This window comes from Streptomyces sp. NPDC002643 (assembly GCF_053592555.1).
Genome location: NZ_JBSFVY010000008.1, coordinates 295,152 through 313,595, shown reverse-complemented (window position 1 = coordinate 313,595; position 18,444 = coordinate 295,152). Strand labels below are relative to the sequence as shown.

Below are 18,444 nucleotides of genomic sequence, written 5' to 3'. Positions count from 1 at the left end.
GCGCCTTGCTGCCGCGTCCGGCGGGCCGGGCACGCCCCTTCAGCACGCGGGCCGGTGCAGTACGTGCCGCAGGGCGCGCTCGATCTCGGCCGCCGGGTCCGGGCACGCCCCGGCGGAGCGCCACGCCACGAACCGGTCGGGCCGCACGAGGGCGGCCCCGTCGCCCCCGATGCCGTACGCCGCGGCGAAGGCCCCGTCGGTGTCGAGGAGCCCGGTGCCGGGACCGACCCGGTGCACGCGCACGGTGACACCGAGCGCGTCCGCCGCGGCGGCGGCGCCCTCTGCCCAGGCCGCCCCGTCCGGCCCGGTGAGGAGCACGAACGCGTGGCCGAACAGAGCGGTCGTCGAGGTGGCCGAGCCGTCCGCGTCGACGAGCGGGACGTAGGGCGCGTGCGATCCCGGCCGGCCGGTGGGCCGGGCCGGATCTTCGAACAGCTCGCCTCCGTCGTCGGGTTCGGTGAGCACGGCACCCCGGGGGAAGCGGTAGCCGAACGCGATCACCGGCGGCGGCAGCGGCACCGCCAGGGACGCGTCGGCCAGCTCGGGCGAGATCCGGTCCACGAGGTTCGCGAACTGCTGCTCCACCAACTCCACGGCGTACGGCCGGCGTTCGGCGTCATGGCTGTCGAGAAGGGCCTCGCCCGCCGTGCCGTCGAGTACGGCCGCGAGCTTCCAGCCCAGATACAGCCCGTCCAGATAGGCGGTGTTGCCGCCCATGCCGCCGGTCGGCGGCATCACATGGGCGGCGTCGCCGACGAGCAGCACCCGGCCCTCACGGAAGCGTTCGGCGACCCCGCACGAGATCTCCGTCTCGCCGATGTCCTGGATCTTCAGCGGGGTGTCCGGAATGCCGAGGTCGGAGCGGATCTGCGCGGCGACGGTGTCCTCGCCCGTCCACCAGCCGTCCGGCAGTTCGGGCGTGAGGTTGCGGAAGTATCCGTACAGGCCGGGCACCTCGGTGTTGAACAGCACGGCCCGGCCCACGTGCAGCGCGGTGAAGCGGCGGCCGTCGGCGGCGCCGTCCGTGTGCGACAGGGGCTCGCTCAGATCAGCCTCGAACAGCACGCGCAGCACCCTGCCCACCGTGCCCCGGCCGCGCAGCGCGATACCGAGGGACTGCCGGATGCCGCTGCGCCAGCCGTCGGCCGCCACCAGATACCGGGCCCGGACCACACGCCGCTCACCGGTCTCCGCGTGCTCGGTGACCGCGGTGACACCGTCCGCGTCCTGCGTGAGCGAGGTCAGCCGGGTCGAGAAGCGCAGCCGTGCGCCGAGTTCCGCCGCCCGGTCGGCGAGCACGCCCTCCACGGCGGACTGGCTCGCGGTGCCCCAGTCCTCCGGGGAGACATGCCGCATGCTCAGCTGATCGCCGCTCATCAGCGTGCGCAGCACCGGGCCCGCGAGGGTCTTCGCGACGACCATGTGGAAGTCGCTGCGGTACGCGCGCCCCCGCTGCCGTACGGTCTCGGCGGCGCCCGCGATGGCCAGCGCCTCCATCGTGTGCGGGTACTGGCCGGTCGCCTTCACCGCGGTCGACGTGCTCGGGTGGCGCTCCACCACCAGGGCCGGTACGCCGTGCAGTCCGAGGAAGACGGCGGTGCTGAGACCGCCGGGGCCGGCGCCGGCGATCAGGACGGGCACGGTCTCGTCGGGTTCGGGGCCGGGCCGGGGCGCGGGCGACGGTGTGCCGGCGGGGTCGGGCTGTTCCACTGTCTGTGTCATGGCAGGGGCTCCCTCGGTGCTAAGGGCTCGGCTCGGGGCTCAGGGAACGAGGACGACACGGCCCAGCTGCGAGCGGCTCTCGATGATCCGGTGGGCCTCGGCGGCCTCGGCCAGCGGCAGCGTGGTGTGCACGGCGACGCGGAGTCCGCCCGACGCGATCAGCCGGACCAGTTCCGCGCGGGCCTCCGCGACCCGGGCCGGGTCGGCCTTCGCCCACGCGTCCAGCGAGGTCCCCACCACATACGTCAGACCCAGGAGTTCGGTCATCGCCACCTTCGCGACCTCGCCGTCGGCGCCCGCGAAGCCGTAGTAGACGAGCCGCCCGTACGGCTTGAGGAGCTTCAGGCCGTCCTTGAACACGGCGCCCTCGACGCTGTCGAGTACGACGTCGACGCCCTGGCCGCCGGTGAGTTCGCGGACCTCGTCCGCCCAGTCCGGCCGCCGGTAGTCGACGACGTCGTCGGCGCCGTGCGCGCGGACGAAGCCGGCCTTGGCGGGTGAGCCGACGGTGCCGATGACCCGGCCCGCGCCGCGCGCTCTGGCGAGCTGGGTGACGAGATGGCCGATCGCGCCGGCCGCCGCGTGCACGAGGACGGTGTCGCCCTTGGCGATCCGGGCCGCGTCGAGGACGCTCCACGCGGTCTGCGCGGTGGAGCCGAGCGCGGTCGCGGTGGCCACGTCGATGTCCTCGGGCACCACGAGGACGCGTTCGGCGTCGACGACCACCTGGTCCGCGTAGGCGGCGGGCACGCCGAACGCCGCGACGCGGGTACCGGGCGCGGGCCCGTCGGTGCCGGGGCCGAGCGCCTCGACCCTGCCCACCACGTCACCGCCGGGACGGCCGGGCAGCGGGGACGGGAAGGGGGCGGTACCGCCGCGCAGCTGGGTCTCGATGAAGTTGACGCCGACGGCCTCGGTGCTCAGGAGCAACTGGCCCGGGCCCGGAGTGGGCGCCGGTGCCTCCTCGACGCGCAGGACGTCGGGGGAGCCGTGCCGGTGGTAGCTGATCAGTCGCATGGGAACCTCGCGGTGCGGTCGGGGAGACAGGGGTACCGGGCGTGGTGTCGCGTGGCGCGGGGTCACATGGACAGGACGACCTTGCCGTTGACCTCGCGGGAGTACAGGGCGGCGATCGCTCGCCGCGGGTCGGTCCAGGGCGTGAGCAGTCCGGGTGCGGCCACGACCCTTCCGGCGGCGACCAGGTCGAGCAGCAGGGCGAGGTCGGCCGGTACGTCCCGTCGTGTGACCTCGTCGAGCAGGAACAGGTACTCGATGCGGACGCCGGGGCGGGCGTGCCCCCAGTCGGCGGGCAGCCGCAGTTCGGCGCGGACCGTGTTGCCGAACACCGCCGCCACGCCGCCGGGGCGCAGCAGTGTGTAGCCGGTGGTGAACACCTCGCCGCCGACGCTGTCGACGAGGATGTCGACGGGGGCGGCGGGCGGCTCGTCGTAGCCGGCGACGACGTGCGCGCCGAGGTCGCCGAGCCCGGCGCCCCGGGCCTCGGACCCCACCCAGGCGGTCACCGCGCTGCCGCCGGCGCGGGCGAGTTGCACGGCGACGCGACCGACACCGCCGCTCGCGCCGGTGACGAGGCAGTGCCTGCCGAGGAGCCAGCCGGCCTTGCGGAGCGCGTACAGGGCCGTGAGCCCGGCGACGGGGAGGGTGGCGGCGTCGGTGTCGGTGACGCCGTCGGGAATCACCGCCAGGCGGTCGGTGCGGACCGCGGCGAGTTCCGCCCAGGCGTTGTTCGCGGCGAGCCCGGCGACACGGGCGCCCGCCGGCGGGCCACTGCCGTCGGAGGCGGGGCGCAGAACCGTGCCGACGACGTCGAGGCCGAGGGGCGAGCCGACGGGGCGGCGGACCGCGAGGAGCAGGTCGGCCCGGTTCAGAGCGGTCGCGTGGACTTCGACGAGGGCCTCGTCCGGGCGGGGGCGGGGGTCGGCTACGGAGCACAGCTCAAGGGCGAGCGGATCGACGGCGGTGGTGACCAGTGCCTTCACTTTTTCCTCGCGGGCAGGGGATGCGATGGGCTCTGCAAGGTGTAGGCGGCGGCGCTGGATTCCTGGTCCAGCCGCCATGGGGTACGCGCCGCGTCGGCGGGCGCGGGCTCCGGCCGGGGGGCCGAGGGCGGCGTTCCGCTCCCCGGCGGATCGGGGCGGTGCGCAAAGGGAACCGGCCCGCCCAGGGGGGAGCTGGGCGGGCCGGTCGGGGGAGGCGGTCAGGCGGGCGTCGACTCGGCGAGGGTGCCCTTGTCCTCGGTGGGCCGCTCGGGCGGGGCCTCCGCGCGGAAGGAGCCGGGGAGGACCAGGGCCGCGAGGGCCGCGATCACGCTGAAGGCGATGATGACCCAGTAGGAGCCGCCGTACGCCCCGGCGGGCTGGCCGCCCGAATCGTCGAGCCGCTGCTGCAGGGTGATCGCGATGGCGGCGATGCCGAGCGCGCCGCCGATCTGGTTGAAGATGAACAGGGCGCTGGTGGCCCGGGGCGCGCTCGCCTCGCCGACGGCCTTGTACATGAACGCCATCGTGCCGGGCGCGGTGAGACCGATGCCGTAGCCGGTGAGGCCGAGTGCGACGGACAGCCAGGCGGTGTTCGTGTCGGAGCCGATCTGCGAGAAGGCGAGCGCGCCCAGCGCGGTGACCAGCATGCCGACCGTCGAGGTGAGCCGCGCGGTGACCTTGTTCGCCGTCTTGCCGGAGGTGATCGCGCCCGCGGCGCCGAGGATGCCGGAGGGGATCAGCAGCAGACCGGCGTGCAGGGCGCCGAACTCGCGGGACTGCTGGTAGTAGAGCGGGGTCAGGAACAGCAGGGCGTTGGCGACGGCGCCGACGAAGAACATGGTGATCACGGCCATGGTGAAGCCGCGCTTGCCGAACATCCGCAGGTCGATCAGGGGGGTGACGGAGGTGCGCAGCGCGTGCGCCACATACCCGACGAGCAGCAGCGCGCCGCCGGCGAAGGCGATGAGCACCTTCGGGGACGAGGCGTCACCGGAGTGCGCGGCCGTGGTGAAGCCGTAGACCAGGGCGGCGAAGCCGGGGGAGAGCAGCACCAGGCCGAGGACGTCCAGGCGCTCCTCGGGACGGCCCGCGTGCTGGTCGGCGGGGAGGGTGCGCAGCGCCAGCAGCAGGGCGATCAGTCCGATGGGCAGGTTGATCAGGAACATCCAGCGCCAGCTCACGGCGTCCACCAGGACTCCGCCGAGGACGGGGCCGAGGATCGGGCCGAGGGTGAGCGGCAGTGAGATCAGCGCCATGGCCTTGGCGACCCGGGCCGGGCCCGCGGTCGTCGCGAGGACGCTCTGCACGACGGGCACGATCATGCCGCCGCCGACACCCTGGATCACCCGGAACACGATCAGCGACTCGATGGACCAGGCGAAGCCGGCCAGTACCGAGCCGAGCACGAACAGGGAGACGGCCGTGAGCCACATCGTGCGGCCGCCGTAGCGGTCGACGGCCCAGCCCGCGAACGGCGTGGCGACGGCGACGGCGAGCAGATAGCCGGCGGTGACCCACTGGACGGTCGCCAGCGGCGAGCCGAACTCGCCGCTGAGCGTCTTGACGCCGACGTTGACGATCGTCTCGTCGAGCAGCGCCATCAGCAGGGCGAGCAGCAGGACACCGGCCATGCGCATGAACGCCGGGTCCAGTTTGTCGCTCGCCGCGGTGGGGTTCTCCGCCGTCGCTGGAGCGGTCTGCGAGGGCTCCGTTGTCGTATCGGGTGCCGTGGAGGATTCGGGAGTTCCGCGTGTCATGCGTACCGCCTGAAGTCGATGCAGTCGGGGACGGGCGCGGGCGCATGCCGCGCTCTGTTTCGCCCACAGTAGAGCTAAATGCAGGCGCCTGCATCTAAGTTTCGGACAGATCTCCGCTTGTCTTGCTGGCTGTTGGGGAATTGGGGCAGGCTGGAGAACGAAGGCGCAAGCAAAAAGCATGCATAGACATGGATCGTGCATGGAGGTGGCTATAGTGGAGGGGGAGCGAACCAAGGGGAGGTGGACATGTCGGCCGATGACCGCGCCGGGCGTCCCGGAGAGTTCGACCTGTGGCGTCGACTGACGCTGATGGTCGGTCAGCTCAACCAGTCGCTGGAGAGGACGCTCGCGAGCGAGTACCAGATCTCGCTGCCCGAGCTGATGGTGCTCATCGAGTTGCGGCACGGCCATGAGCGCGGCACCCGGGTGCAGGAGCTGTCCGCCGCGGTCGGACTCGACCAGTCGTCCATGAGCCGGCTCGTCACCCGGCTGGAGAACAAGGGCCTCACGACCCGGGTCTCCTGCGAACACGACCGCCGCGGTGTGTACTGCATGCTGACGCCCGAAGGCGCCGAGCGCGGTGAGCGGGCCGAGGCCCGCTGCCGTGACGAGTTGACGGGACTGCTCGACGTCGCCTCGTTCGACGACCGTTGGGCATCGCTCGTCGCCCGCTTCCGGCACACCGCAGCCCCGGCCGCCACCCCTTAATCGCGTCACCCCCTCCTTTCGGCCCCTTCCGTGACGGCGGCGGGGCAACCGCGTACGGCGTGCGCGGGAGCCCCACCGCGCGAGTCGCGGCCCCGACCGAGAAGGAGACCAGCGTGAAACTGTCCGTCCTGGACCAGTCCGTCGTGCCGGAGGGAACCACCCCGGCCACCGCCCTGCACAACTCCCTGGCCCTGGCGCGTCTCGCGGACCGGCTCGGCTACCACCGCTACTGGCTCGCCGAGCACCACGCCACGCCCTCCTTCGCGGGCCCGGCCCCCGAGATCATGGCCGCCAGGGTCGCCGCCGAGACCCACCGCATCCGCGTCGGCTCCGGCGGGGTGCTGCTGCCGCACTACAGCCCGCTGAAGGTCGCCGAGGTGTTCCGGGTGCTCGGCGCGCTCTCACCGGGCCGGATCGACCTCGGTGTCGGCCGGGGCATCGGCGCCGGAAGCATCGAGGCGCACGCGCTGGCCCCCGGCACCCCCGGCGGCGGGGGCGACGAGGACTTCCCCGGCAAGCTCGCCGAACTCCTCGCCTTCCTGCACGGCGGCTTCCCCGAGGGACACCCCTACGCGCGCATCCAGCTGATGCCGACCGCGGGCGCCCCCGAGGTGTGGCTGCTGGTCGCGAGCCCGCAGAGCGCCGAACTCGCCGCCCGGCTCGGACTGCCCGTGTCCATAGCCCACTTCGGCCGGCCGCAGGTCACCCGCTCCGTGGTCGAGGCGTACCGAGGCGCCTTCGACAGCCGCGACGGGGCCCGGCCCCGGGTGCAGATCGGCATCGCCGTGTACTGCGGGCCCACGGAGGAGGAGGCCCAGCGGGTCTTCGCCAGCCAGCGGCTGTTCCGGCTGCGCATGGGCCGGGGGCTGCTGCTTCCCCTGCCGTCCCCCGAGGCCGCGCTCGACGGGCTGCGCGGCGAGGTGGAGCCGCTCGCGGACGAGGTGGCCGAGTGGCCGAGGTGTGTCGTCGGCGACCCCGACCATGTGCACAAGGTGCTCACCTCCATGGCCGAAGAGCTGGAGGCCGACGAGTTCATGGTGCTCTCCACCATCCACGCGCCCCAGGACCGCATGCGCTCCTACGAACTGCTGGCACGGCGCTTCGGACTGCCCGAGGAGGACGGCGGCCACGTCGCGTGAGACAAACGAAGGTCACGGGCGGCCGACAAAAAATGTCCTGAACCATAAGACACCCCGGCCTCGCACATGTGACCTGAATCATAGGGCGGCGGTCTCATGCGGAAGCACGTTCTAATGTGTCGCGGGTGCACGGCCGACCGTGCGCAGGGGGACCGACCAGGCAGGTGTGCGCTTGAATGGGGAACAAGCTTCGCTCTACGACTTCCGGATACTCGGGCCCCTGGTGGTCCGCGCGGGGGGCAGGGAACTGACCCTTTCGTCCCCCAAGCAGCGGGTGCTCCTCGCATCCCTGCTGCTGCGGGCCGACCAGGTGGTCACGCCCGACGAACTCATCCGAAGACTCTGGGACGACCAGCCACCGCGGGACACCCGTGCCGCGCTGCATGTGCACACCACGCGGCTGCGGGCGCTGCTGCGTGAATCACTCGACCTCGGCGACCCTCCGGTCATCGAGACCCACCCGGGCGGCTACCGGCTCGCGATGGACCCGGCCGCCCTCGACCTCCCCCGCTACCGCAGGGCCGCCGCCGAGGCCCGCGCCGCCCGCGGCGAGGGCGACGCCGTCCGCGAACTGGCCGCCCTGGAACGGGCCCTCGCCGAATGGCGCGGCGACCCCTTCGAGACGGTGTCCTCCGCCTCCCTCCAGACCGAGGTCCTGCCGCAACTCACCGAGGAACACCTCACCCTCGTGGAGCGGCGCTTCGCCCTCGTCCTCGACCTCGACGGCAGCGCCGACATCATCCCGCAGCTGCGCGCACTCGCCGCCGAGCAGCCGGTACGGGAACGGCTGCGCGAGTATCTGATGCGGGCGCTGCACCGCACCGGGCAGGTCGCCGCGGCCCTGGAGGAGTACCGCGACTACTACCGGATGCTCGACCGCGAACTCGGGCTGCTGCCCGGACAGGAACTCCAGGAACTGCACCGGAAGTTACTCGCCGAGACCGGTGAACTCCACACCCCCCGGCCCGCCCCCGCGCGGGGCGGCGCCGCCCACGCGGCCCGCGACGTCCACCAGCCCGCCGGGGTGCAGCCCACCAACCCCAGCGCCCCCTGGGTGGTACAGCGCCAACTCCCGCCCGAGGCGACCCACTTCATCGGCCGGGAGGAACTGCTGGAGGAGGTCGTCGCCGCGCTCACCCCACGCCAGCGCGCGGCCATCCCGCTCGTCAGCCTCGTCGGCCCGCCCGGCATCGGCAAGACCGCCCTCGCCCTGCGCGCCGCGCACCGGCTCAGCCCCGCCTACCCCGACGGCCAGTGGTACGTACGCCTCCACGACGCCCGCGGCGGAACCCGGCCCGTGCACGACATCATCGCCGAGCTGCTGCACTCCTCCGGCGCCGATGTCTCCGTACTGCCCGCCGAACGGCACCAGCTCACCGGTGTGCTGCGCAGCCGGCTCGCCGACCGGCGGGTGCTCATCGTCATCGACGACGTCAACGACAGCGAGCAGATCCCCGATCTGCTGCCCGGCTCGCCCAGCTGCGCCGTCCTCGCCCTGCACCGCGAGTACCGGCCGGACCTCGTCGCCGTCTACGGCGCCCGCAGCTTCACCCTGGACCTGCTGTCGCAGAAGGAGGGCGAGGAGGTCCTCACCGCCGTGCTCGGCCGGGCCCCGGAGACCCTCTGCGCCACGGCCGTCACCGAACTCGTCGAACTGTGCGGCCGGCTCCCGCTCGCCCTGCGCATCGCCGCCGGACACCTGGCCGGACGGCCCTGGCGGTCCGTCGAGTCCTTCGTGGAGGCGCTGCGCGAGGGCGACCCGCTGGAGCTCCTCGCCCTCGGCGACAGCCCGTCGACCGCCGTACGGGCCGCGTTCAGCGTCGCCTACGAGTCGCTGCCCGCCCTGTCCCGCCGCTTCTTCCGGCTCCTCGGTGTCGTCGGCGACATGGCCTTCACCGCTCGCACCGCGGCCCAGCTCGCCGGATGCGAGGCCCAGGTGGCCGACCAGCTCCTCGACAAGCTCGCCGCGGCCCAGCTCATCGAGGTCTCCTCCCAGGACACCTACCGCTTCCACAGCCTCATCGCCCTGTACGCGGCCGAGCGCGGTGTCGAGGAGGACGGCCCGGCCGACCGGCGACAGGCACTGAACCGGCTGTGCCGCTGGTATCTGCGCCGCACCGACGAGGCCGTGCAGTCCTGCTACCCGGGCTTCCTGCGGGTCTTCCGCCCCGACCCCCAGGTGCCGGAGATCGACCCCCGCACCGCGCAGGAGTGGCTGCGGGCCGAACAGGGCAACCTCGTCGCCCTCGTGGTCCGCGCCGCCGACGAGAAACTGAACGAGGTGTGCGTCCGCCTCGTCGACATGCTCCGCGGCTACTTCACCCTCGGCCGCCTCCAGAGCGACTGGCTCACCATCGCCCAGGCCGGGCTGCGCGCCGCGATCTCACTGGGCGACAAGCGGATCACCGCCGTGATGCGCCTGTGCGTCGGACTCGCCCTGCAGGGCCTCAACCGGCTCCCCGACGCCGCCCGCGAACTACGGGCCGCGCACCGCGAGTTCATCCGCCTCGGCGTACGCGACTTCGAGGCCGTCACCGTCAACGCCATCGCGATGAACCAGCTCCAGCGGCCCACCAAGCACATCGACAGCGCCATCACCCTGCTGGAGCGCGGTCTGGAGATCAGCCGGCAGCACCAGCTGCGGCACGTCGAGGCCCGGGGGCTGATGTACCTCGGCATGGCGCGGCACAGCCAGGGCCGACTGCACCTGGCCAAGGCCCACTTCGGCCGCGCCGCCGCGATCCTCGACGAGGACGGTGTCCAGCGCTCCCGCCCCGAGGTGCTGGCCCGGCTGGGTTCCGTCCACGCCGACCTGCGCGACTGGGACGCGGCCATGGACAACCTCAGCCTCGCGCTGTCGCTCAGCAAGGAGTTCAACGCGCTGCACTCCACGGTGCTCGCCTCCTACGGGCTCGCCCAGGTCTACGCCTGCAACAGCTATGTCGACCTCGCCTACCAGCACGCCGAGAGCGCCGTCGTCATCGCCCGCGACCACGGCTATGTCGCCCTGGAGGCCAACGCCCGCAACGTCCTCGGCGGACTGCACCTCATCCGGGGCCGGTCCGCCGACGCCCGCGAGGAGTTCAGCCGCACCCTCGTGATCGCCGAACGCATCGGCCACCCCCAGTCGGAGACCCACGCGCTCATCGGCCTCGGCCGGCTCGAACTCGCGGGCGGCCGGCCGGTCGAGGCGCGGGAGTTCGGCCTCCGCGCGCTGGCCGTGGCCGAGGCGTCCGGGCTCCTGCTGCTGCGCGCCCAGGCCGAGGAACTGTGCCGGCGCACCGGTCACCCTCCCGACCGGGAACGGCCCGCGCGCACCGGGGGTCAGCCCGCCCACGCCGACGGCACGGACCTGCCGGAGGTGTCCGACAGCCTCCGCGCGCTGTTCCCGGAGTGCACCGCGTGAGGCGCACTCCGGCAGGGGACACCTGACCGTTTCGGCGGGTGTGAACACCGTGTTGCGGCCCCATGACGGCCGAACTCCCCGCCCAGAGGTGAAGGGTGAGTGCCGACGGCGTGAAAGGCAGCGGAAAGTGCGACGCAAGATCCAGGGCACACGATGGTGGCTGTACCCCGTCCAGCCGGCCCCGGAGGCGAGATGTACGCACGGATACTCGGCCCGCTCACCCTCACCGACGGTCTGCGGACCGTCACCCCGAGGGCCCCGAAGCAGCGTCAGCTCCTGTCCCTGCTGCTGCTTCACGCGGGCCAGGTCGTCACCGTCGACGAATGCGTGGACGAGCTGTGGGCGGACTCGCCCCCGCACAGCGCCCACTCCACGCTCCAGACGTATGTGATGCAGATACGCAAGACACTCAGAAGCGCCGCGTCCACCACCAGCGCGCCCGCGGAGATGTACCTGGAGACCCGCGACCGCGGCTACCTCCTCGCCGTCGGCCCCGGCCGACTGGACCTGGACCAGTTCGAGAAGCTCGTCGAGCAGGCGTCCCTCGCCCGTATCGCCGGCGATCACGCCCGTGAGTCCGAACTGCTGCACCGCGCCCTCGGTCTGTGGACCGGCAAGGCGCTCGCCGACGTCACCTGCGGACCGCTGCTGCGCACCCGGCTCAGCGGACTGCGGGAGACCTGGCTGGCCGCCCTCGAACAGCGCATCGATGCCGACCTGCGGATCGGCCGTCACCACCAGCTCATCGGCGAACTCAGCGTGCTCACCCGCCAGTACCCCACCTACGAGAACCTGCACGCCCAGTTGATGATCGCCCTCTACCGGTCCGGCCGCACCGCCGACGCCCTGGAGGCATTCGCCCGGCTCCGCCGTACCTTCACCGCCGAACTCGGCCTGGAGCCCTCGTCCCGGATGCGGGACCTGCACTCCGACCTGCTCAACTCCGCACCCGTCACCGAGTCCGTGTATCTGCCGGGGCCGGACGGCGCGTCCGTACCGCTGCGCCCGGCCGGCTGACCGGCGGGGCGCGAACGCCGAACGCGGAACGCCGAACGCCGAACGCGCGACGCCGAACGCGCGACGCCGCACGCATGGAGCCGCACGAGTGGAGCCCGTATGCGTGGAGCCGGACTCCATGCCCCCTCCACCGGCAGCGGAGAACCTGGCCCGGACCCGGCGCCCGAGCGGCGCCCCGAAGCACAGGAGGAAGACCGTGACACGGACCGCACCTCCGGACACCAAGACCGTGTCCGCACTGGACTACGCGGCCATCATCCAGTTCTACGCCGGGCACGCGCAGCTGCTGGACGCCGGCCGGGCGGAGGAGTGGGCCGAACAGTTCACCGAGGACGGCACGTTCGCCCAGAACGTCAAGCCCGGCGTCAAACGCGGCCGGGCGGACATCGCCTCCGGCATGCGCAAGGGCATCGACGCGCTCGCCGCACGAGGGCTGACCCGCCGCCACTGGTTCGGCATGGTCGCCGCGGAACCCCTGGGACCCGACGCCGTGCGCACCCGCTACTACGCCGTCGTCTTCGAGACCCCGAAGGGCGGCGAGCCCCGGCTGTATCTGAGCACGACCGCCGAGGACGTCCTGGAGCGCCGGGACGGCGCCTGGTTCGTGCGCAGCCGCCACATCAGCCACGACGGCGCCGAGACGATCACCGGCATCGAGGCCGTCGCGGGGGCCGGGGCATGACGGCCGGTCTGTTCGATCCCGTCCCGTTCGGCGGCCTCACCCTGCCCAACCGGCTCGTCATGTCCCCGATGGGCCGCGGCCGCACCACCGCCGACGGCACCCCGCTGCCGGTCATGGCCGAGTACTACGCCCAGCGCGCCGCCGCCGGGCTCATCATCAGCGAGGCCACCCACCCGAGCGCGGTCGCCGTCGGCCACGCGCACAGCGTCCGGCTGCACACCGCCGAACAGGCCCGCGCCTGGACCGACGTCGTCGACGCCGTGCACGGCGCGGGCGGCAGGATCTACCTCCAGATCATGCACGCGGGCCGGGTCAGCCACCCCGACCTGCACGGTGAGACCCCCGTCGCGCCGTCGGCCGTCCGGGCCGACGGCGTCGCCCGGGTCTTCCGGGGCAGGCCCGCCTACCCGGTGCCGCGGCCCCTGACCGCGGGCGACCTCATCGCCACCGTCGAGGACTTCGTGCGCTGCGCCCGCACCGCCACCGCCATCGGGTTCGACGGTGTGGAGATCCACGGCGCCAACGGCTATCTGCTGCACCAGTTCCTGTCACCGGTGACCAATGTGCGCGAGGACGAGTACGGCGGCGACACCGAGGGCCGTATCCGCTTCCCCGTCGAGGTCGCCCGGGCCGTCGCCGCGGAGATCGGCCCGGAACGCACCGGCATCCGGCTCTCCCCGGGCTTCCCGCTCAACGACATGTCCGAGCCCGACCGGGCCGAGGTCTACCCGGCGCTGCTGGACGCACTCGACGCGCTCGCCCTCGGCCATGTCCACTTCGTCGCCGGCAGCGACCCGGACCTCGTCGGTGGGCTGAGCCGCCGCTGGCGGCGCACCGTCGTCGTCAACGCGGGCACCGGGCCGCTGGATGCCGACACCACGCTGGCCGCCGCCGGGAAGAACCTCGCCGAGGGCGCCGATCTGCTGTCCTTCGGCCGGCAGTTCCTCGCCAACCCCGACCTGCCCGAGCGGCTGCGCACCCGCGCCCCGCTCAACGCCTTCGACCCCCGGTTCTTCTACGAGGGCGGCAGCCGGGGCTACACCGACTACCCGGTCCTCGCCGCGAGCGCGGCGGGCACCACGGGCTGACCGACACCCGCCGGGCGCGCCGTCCGTACGGCATCCCGCCGGTCGGCGCTCCCACGACCACCCGCCGAACGACCATCACCCGAGGAGACCACCATGGCCGTCGTGTTCGTCAACAAGCTCACCCTGATCGGTGACGCCGAGGAGTTCGAGAACCGCTACGAAGCCGTCGGCGCCTTCATGGAGACCCGGCCCGGCCTCATCCGCTACTCCCTCGTACGGTCCTCCAAGGACGACTCCGTCTACTTCAACATCGCCGAGTGGGAGGACGAGGACACCTTCCGCAAGGCCCTCGCGGAGCCGGAGTTCCGCCGTCGGCTCGACGCGCTCACCGGACTCATCAAGGGAGAGCCGCATCTGAGCGTGCCGGTCAAGCAGGGCCAGGCCGCCCAGGTCTGAACCGGAACGGGACCGAGGGCCGGCGCACCACGCGCCGGCCCTCGGGGTGATGGGGAGGCACGCCTCAGCGCACCCCGCCGTCCACCCGCAGCACCTGGCCGTTGATGTAGCCGCTCTCCGGCGAGGCCAGGAACAGCACCGCCCGCGCCACCTCGTCGCCCGTACCGGGACGCCCGGACGCGAGCGACGGGGCGAGCTTCGGCCACAGCGCCTCGTTGCCGATGAGCGCCCGGCCCATGCCGGAGTCGATGTAGCCGGGCGCCACGCAGTTCACGGTCACCCCGTCCGCGGCCAGCTCCAGCGCGGCGACGGCCGTGAACGCCTCGACGGCCGCCTTCGACGCGCAGTAGGCGGCGGCACCGGGCATGGCCCGCGAACCCAGGAGGGAGGACATGGTGACGACCCGGCCGCCCGGTGTCTCACGCACATACGGCAGGGCCGCCCGCACGGTGTGGAACACACCGTGCACATTCGTGTCGACGACCTCGTTCCAGTGCTCCACCGACAGCGCGGCGACCGGGCCGGGGCGGCTCACGCCGGCGTTCGCGACCACGATGTGCGGACCGCCGTACCGTTCGTGGACCGCGGCCATCAGCGCCGCCGTCGACTCCGGTGAGGTCACGTCCGCCTTCACCGCGATCAGCCCGTCACCCGGGTCGTCGGGGACCTCCCGGGCGGCCACCACGACCGTGGCGCCCGCACCCGCGAGCGCGAGCGCCACATCCCGGCCGAGCCCCCGGGTCCCCCCGGTGACCACCGCGGTCCTGCCACGCAGTCTCATCTCTCCTCCACAGCATCGGCTTCGGGATCTACGGCGTGTTGCGAAAGCCGAGCCTGCGCGGCACGGCTCGCGCCCCGGCGGAGGGCGGCTGGAGACGACCGTCCGCGCGCGGGGCGCCGTCCAGCGCTGCTGGAGTCCCGCTCCAGCGGGCGCGGAGACGCTGCGGGACATGGACACCCCCGTACCGTGGCGCCCGCGGCCGTACCGGCCGTCATGCCAGGCAGCGCAGAGGGCGGCCGCCGTTGAAGGCGACCATCTCGCGCATCGCCGGCGCCGACTCGATACGGGCGCCGGGCGGGCCGCCGGCTGCCTCGTGGAAGGCACGGTGGAGGTTGCCGACCAGCCGCTCACGGTCCAGCAGCGCCGCGAACACGCCCTCGTCGGCACGCATCGCCGTCTCAAGTGGGCTCAGCCCGTCCGCGAGCCCCTGCTCGGCGAGCGCCGCCACCCAGCGCAGATACTCCTCGGTGAACGTCAGCAACTCGGGTCCGCCGACCGGGCCGTGTCCGCCGACGACGACCAGCGGATCGAGGGCCCGCAGCACCGCGAGCGCCGCGAGGGACCCGGCGAGCGAACCCATCAGCACGAACGGCGCGGCCCCGGAGAACACCAGGTCGCCCGCGAACAGCACCCGCCGCTCCGGCAGCCACACCACCAGATCGTCCGATGTGTGCGCCACACCGGGGTGGATCAGCTCCGCGGTGATGCCGCCCAGACGCAGCGTGGCCCCCTCACGCACCGTCAGCGCCGGCAGCACCGTCGGGGTGCTGCCCCACTCGACGTGCGGCCACATCGACTGAAGTGCCGTGCCCTTGCGCACCAGTTCGGCGGGACCGGCCTCATGGCTGACCAGCAGCGTGTGGGGACCGGAGAACACATGGTTGCCGAAGGTGTGGTCGCCGTGGTGGTGGGTGCTCACCACGATCCGCCGAGGACCCGGCGCCAGCGCGTCCACGGTGTCCCGCAGCGCGAGCGCCCGCTTCTCGGTGGCCGCCGTGTCGACGACGAGGACCGTGTCCCCGCCCACGACGATCCCGGCGTTGTTCACACACCAGCCGCCCGGTTCCTGCACATACGCGTGCACCCCGTCGGCCACGGTCACCACTGTTCCCGGCATACGCCCTCCCCCTGTCCCGCACGGCCTCGGCACCCTGCCCCTCCATTGGGCCGACACCCGGTGGAGCGCCGCTGGAGAAGCCACCGGAACCGCACCGCCACCACCGCACGGAAGACGAGAGGACCACGATGGAATTCGGCGTGCTCGGGGGGCTGTCCGTCGAGGACAGCGATGGCCGCCATCTGCCCACCGCGCCCAAACAGCGTCAACTGCTCGCACTGCTGCTGCTCCACGCCGGCGAGGTCATGCCCGTACGCACCTGTGTGACCGAGATCTGGGGCGAGCACCCGCCGCCCAGCGCGGCCACCACCCTGCAGACGTATGTGATGCACCTGCGCCGGCTGCTCGCCCGGATGCCGTCCGTGGGCTCCCGCGCCGCCGCGCACGACCGGCTCAGGACGACCGGGCAGGGCTATCTCATCGTCGTTGGGCCCGAGGAGCTGGACCTGCTCCGATTCGAGCGGCTCGTCGAGCAGGCGGGCCGGGCCGGCGACGACGCCCGTGCGGCGCGGCTGCTGCGTACCGCGCTCGCCCTGTGGGACCGGCCCGTCCTCGCCGACGTGCGCACGGGACCGGTGCTCCAGAGCGCCGTCACCCACTGGGAGCGGCGCCGCCTGGAGGTCCACGAGACATACCTCGACGCACGGCTGAGGCTCGGCCGGTACCGCGACGTGCTCCCGGAACTCGCCGTCCTCACCCGCCGCCACCCCACCCATGAGGCCCTGCACGCCCGCTACATGACCGCGCTCCACCAGACGGGACGCGCCGGTGACGCGCTCGACGTCGCCGCCCGGCTCACCCGCCGCCTCGCCCACGACCTGGGCGTCGCCCCCGGCCCCGCGATCGGCCGGCTGCAGTCGGTGATCCGGCGCGGCGACAGCGCCGTCGTCCCCTTCCCGCCCGCCCATCCGTCCCCACCCGGCCGGCGCCGGGCGTGAGGAGGCTCCCCGTGCCCGTACCCCTGCAACGCGACCCCGACCTGACCCGCGCCGTGCTCACCCACTGGTTCGGCGGCCGCTCCGCCGAGATCGGCGCGGTCGGACTCGGGCCCGTCACCGTGCCCAAGGAGGCCGGTTTCTCCGGCGAGATCCTGCTGTTCGACGCCGAGTGGACCGAGACGGGCACCCGCCGACGGCAGGCCCTCGCCGTCCGGGTGGCCCCGACCGGGCACCGGGTCTTCCCCGAGGACTTCTGGGAGGACCAGGTACGGCTGCTGAGGCTGCTCGGCGACACCGGCCTGCCCGTGCCGAAGGTGCTGTGGCACGAGCCGTCAACCGAGTACCTCGGCGCACCGTTCCTCGTCATGGAACGCGTCGAGGGACAGGTCCCGGCCGATCTGCCCTCCTACCACCGGCAGGGCTGGCTCGCCGAACTGCCGCCCGTGGAGCGGGCCGCCGTGTGGAACGGGGGAGTGGACGCGCTCGCCGCCGTCCACCGCCTCGACCCGAAGGAGACCGGCGCCGACTTCCTGGACCGGCCCGAGTTCGGCCCCACCGGCTCGGGGCAGCTGCTGCGGCACTTCACCCACCACCTCGACTTCTACGGGGTCGCCGACGACAACACCACCGCGGCCGCCGCCCTCGACTGGCTGCGCGCCCACCTGCCCGACGACGACGGCCCCGCCTCACTGCTGTGGGGCGACGCCCGGATCGGCAACATCATCTACGCGGGGACCCGGCCCGCCGCGCTGCTCGACTGGGAGATGGCCGCCCTGGGGCCCGCCGAGGCCGACCTCGCCTGGTATCTGCACATGGACCGGCATCTCAGCGAGGGCATCGGCGCACCCCGCCTCGCCGGCCTGCCCGGCAGGGCCGAGACCGTGGCCCGCTGGGAGGAGAGCACCGGGCGCACCGCGCGGAACCTTCCGTACCACGAGGTGTTCGCCGCGTACCGGTTCTGCGTCGTCACCGCGCGCGTGGCCCGGCTGCTCGACGAGAGCGGCATCCTGCCGCCCGGCACGGACTTCCCCCTGCACCGCAACGCGACGTCCCTGCTGGCGCGGGTGCTGGAGGAGGCCGGCCCGGCCGCGCCCTCCAGAGGGTATGGACCGGCCCTCCAGCGCCCGCGGACAGCCTGAACCGGCAAGGGAGGAGCTACGGACCATGGCGATCGATGACGAACTGTTCCGCGCGGTGTTCAGCGCGCACCCGGCCGCGGTCTGCGTCGTCACCGCCGCGGGCCCCGAGGACCGGCCGAGCGGCCTGACGACCAGTGCCGTCACCTCCGTGTCGATGGAACCGCCGCTGCTGCTCGTGTGCGTGGGCACCGGCTCGCGGACCCTGGCGGCGATCCGGCACTCGGGCGGCTTCGCGGTCAACTTCCTCGCCGTGCACAACGAGCGGCTCTCGGAGCGCTTCGCGGGCAAGAGCACCCGGAAGTTCGACGGGCTCGACTGGCGGCCCTCCGAGCCGGCCGCCGGCGCCCCGCTGCTGCCGGCGCGGCACCTCAGCGCCGTCGCCGAGTGCCTGGTGCACCAGGAGCTGCCGGCCGGGGACCACAGCGTGTTCCTGGGCCGGATCGAGGGCGCCGCCGTGCACGGCCGCGCGCCGATGCTCTACCACGAGCGCGACTACGTCCACCTGCCCGTGCCCGCTCTGTCGGGGAGCCCGACGGGCGACTAGCGACCACGGT

16 protein-coding genes are annotated in these 18,444 nt (G+C 73.1%); 10 read left to right on the top strand and 6 right to left on the bottom strand.

All coding sequences use genetic code 11. The features are described from left to right. Positions 1-39 precede the first annotated feature (39 nt). From ACWD4G_RS15310 to ACWD4G_RS15295, 4 genes are all read right to left on the bottom strand, one after another. Positions 40-1,722 carry an FAD-dependent monooxygenase gene (locus tag ACWD4G_RS15310; protein ID WP_451293370.1) on the bottom strand — a complete coding sequence of 561 codons (1,683 nt, stop codon included), beginning with the start codon at positions 1,720-1,722 and terminating at the stop codon, positions 40-42. Between the two features lie 39 nt (positions 1,723-1,761). Further along, positions 1,762-2,739, bottom strand: a complete 978-nt coding sequence (locus tag ACWD4G_RS15305; RefSeq protein ID WP_451293368.1) for a quinone oxidoreductase family protein — start codon at positions 2,737-2,739, stop codon at positions 1,762-1,764. A 62-nt stretch (positions 2,740-2,801) separates the two neighbouring features. Next, positions 2,802-3,722 carry a zinc-binding dehydrogenase gene (locus ACWD4G_RS15300; protein WP_451293366.1) on the bottom strand — a complete coding sequence of 307 codons (921 nt, stop codon included), beginning with the start codon at positions 3,720-3,722 and terminating at the stop codon, positions 2,802-2,804. A gap of 218 nt (positions 3,723-3,940) precedes the next feature. After that, positions 3,941-5,479 carry an MDR family MFS transporter gene (locus ACWD4G_RS15295; RefSeq protein WP_451293364.1) on the bottom strand — a complete coding sequence of 513 codons (1,539 nt, stop codon included), beginning with the start codon at positions 5,477-5,479 and terminating at the stop codon, positions 3,941-3,943. 246 nt (positions 5,480-5,725) lie between these two features. Here ACWD4G_RS15295 and ACWD4G_RS15290 point away from each other — a divergent pair, with 246 nt between their 5' ends. The 7 genes from ACWD4G_RS15290 (at position 5,726) to ACWD4G_RS15260 (ending at position 13,915) form a co-directional block, all read left to right on the top strand. Beyond that, a complete protein-coding gene (locus ACWD4G_RS15290; protein WP_451293362.1) occupies positions 5,726-6,187 on the top strand; it encodes a MarR family winged helix-turn-helix transcriptional regulator in 462 nt (153 codons plus the stop codon). Between the two features lie 113 nt (positions 6,188-6,300). Continuing rightward, positions 6,301-7,326, top strand: coding sequence for an LLM class flavin-dependent oxidoreductase (locus ACWD4G_RS15285; protein ID WP_451293360.1), 1,026 nt, complete (start codon positions 6,301-6,303; stop codon positions 7,324-7,326). 172 nt (positions 7,327-7,498) lie between these two features. Further along, the gene (locus tag ACWD4G_RS15280) at positions 7,499-10,732 is read left to right on the top strand and encodes an AfsR/SARP family transcriptional regulator (protein ID WP_451293358.1); all 3,234 of its coding nucleotides are present in this window, start codon (positions 7,499-7,501) and stop codon (positions 10,730-10,732) included. 192 nt (positions 10,733-10,924) lie between these two features. Beyond that, positions 10,925-11,749: an AfsR/SARP family transcriptional regulator gene (locus ACWD4G_RS15275; RefSeq protein ID WP_451293356.1), complete on the top strand. Its 825-nt coding sequence runs from the start codon at positions 10,925-10,927 to the stop codon at positions 11,747-11,749. 196 nt (positions 11,750-11,945) lie between these two features. Continuing rightward, a complete protein-coding gene (locus tag ACWD4G_RS15270) occupies positions 11,946-12,431 on the top strand; it encodes a nuclear transport factor 2 family protein (protein WP_451293354.1) in 486 nt (161 codons plus the stop codon). After that, positions 12,428-13,519, top strand: coding sequence for an alkene reductase (locus tag ACWD4G_RS15265; RefSeq protein WP_451293352.1), 1,092 nt, complete (start codon positions 12,428-12,430; stop codon positions 13,517-13,519). Before ACWD4G_RS15270 ends, ACWD4G_RS15265 begins: the two co-directional genes overlap by 4 nt. A gap of 93 nt (positions 13,520-13,612) precedes the next feature. Further along, positions 13,613-13,915: an antibiotic biosynthesis monooxygenase family protein gene (locus ACWD4G_RS15260; protein WP_451293350.1), complete on the top strand. Its 303-nt coding sequence runs from the start codon at positions 13,613-13,615 to the stop codon at positions 13,913-13,915. 64 nt (positions 13,916-13,979) lie between these two features. Here ACWD4G_RS15260 and ACWD4G_RS15255 read toward each other — a convergent pair whose 3' ends face one another. Together ACWD4G_RS15255 and ACWD4G_RS15250 are read right to left on the bottom strand one after the other, a co-directional pair. After that, a complete protein-coding gene (locus ACWD4G_RS15255; RefSeq protein ID WP_451293348.1) occupies positions 13,980-14,696 on the bottom strand; it encodes an SDR family NAD(P)-dependent oxidoreductase in 717 nt (238 codons plus the stop codon). Positions 14,697-14,907: 211 nt separating this feature from the next. Beyond that, positions 14,908-15,813: an MBL fold metallo-hydrolase gene (locus tag ACWD4G_RS15250; RefSeq protein ID WP_451293346.1), complete on the bottom strand. Its 906-nt coding sequence runs from the start codon at positions 15,811-15,813 to the stop codon at positions 14,908-14,910. 128 nt (positions 15,814-15,941) lie between these two features. On the opposite strand from ACWD4G_RS15250, the gene ACWD4G_RS15245 reads away from it, so the two are divergent. From ACWD4G_RS15245 to ACWD4G_RS15235, 3 genes are read left to right on the top strand one after another with little or no spacing between them, the layout of a single operon-like run. Beyond that, the gene (locus ACWD4G_RS15245; RefSeq protein ID WP_451293344.1) at positions 15,942-16,751 is read left to right on the top strand and encodes an AfsR/SARP family transcriptional regulator; all 810 of its coding nucleotides are present in this window, start codon (positions 15,942-15,944) and stop codon (positions 16,749-16,751) included. Positions 16,752-16,762: 11 nt separating this feature from the next. Next, entirely contained in the window at positions 16,763-17,890 is a 1,128-nt protein-coding gene (locus tag ACWD4G_RS15240; protein WP_451293342.1) for a phosphotransferase family protein, read from the top strand. Positions 17,891-17,915: 25 nt separating this feature from the next. Further along, on the top strand, positions 17,916-18,434 hold the full coding sequence (locus ACWD4G_RS15235) for a flavin reductase family protein (protein ID WP_451293340.1): 519 nt from the start codon (positions 17,916-17,918) through the stop codon (positions 18,432-18,434). Positions 18,435-18,444: the final 10 nt, after the last annotated feature.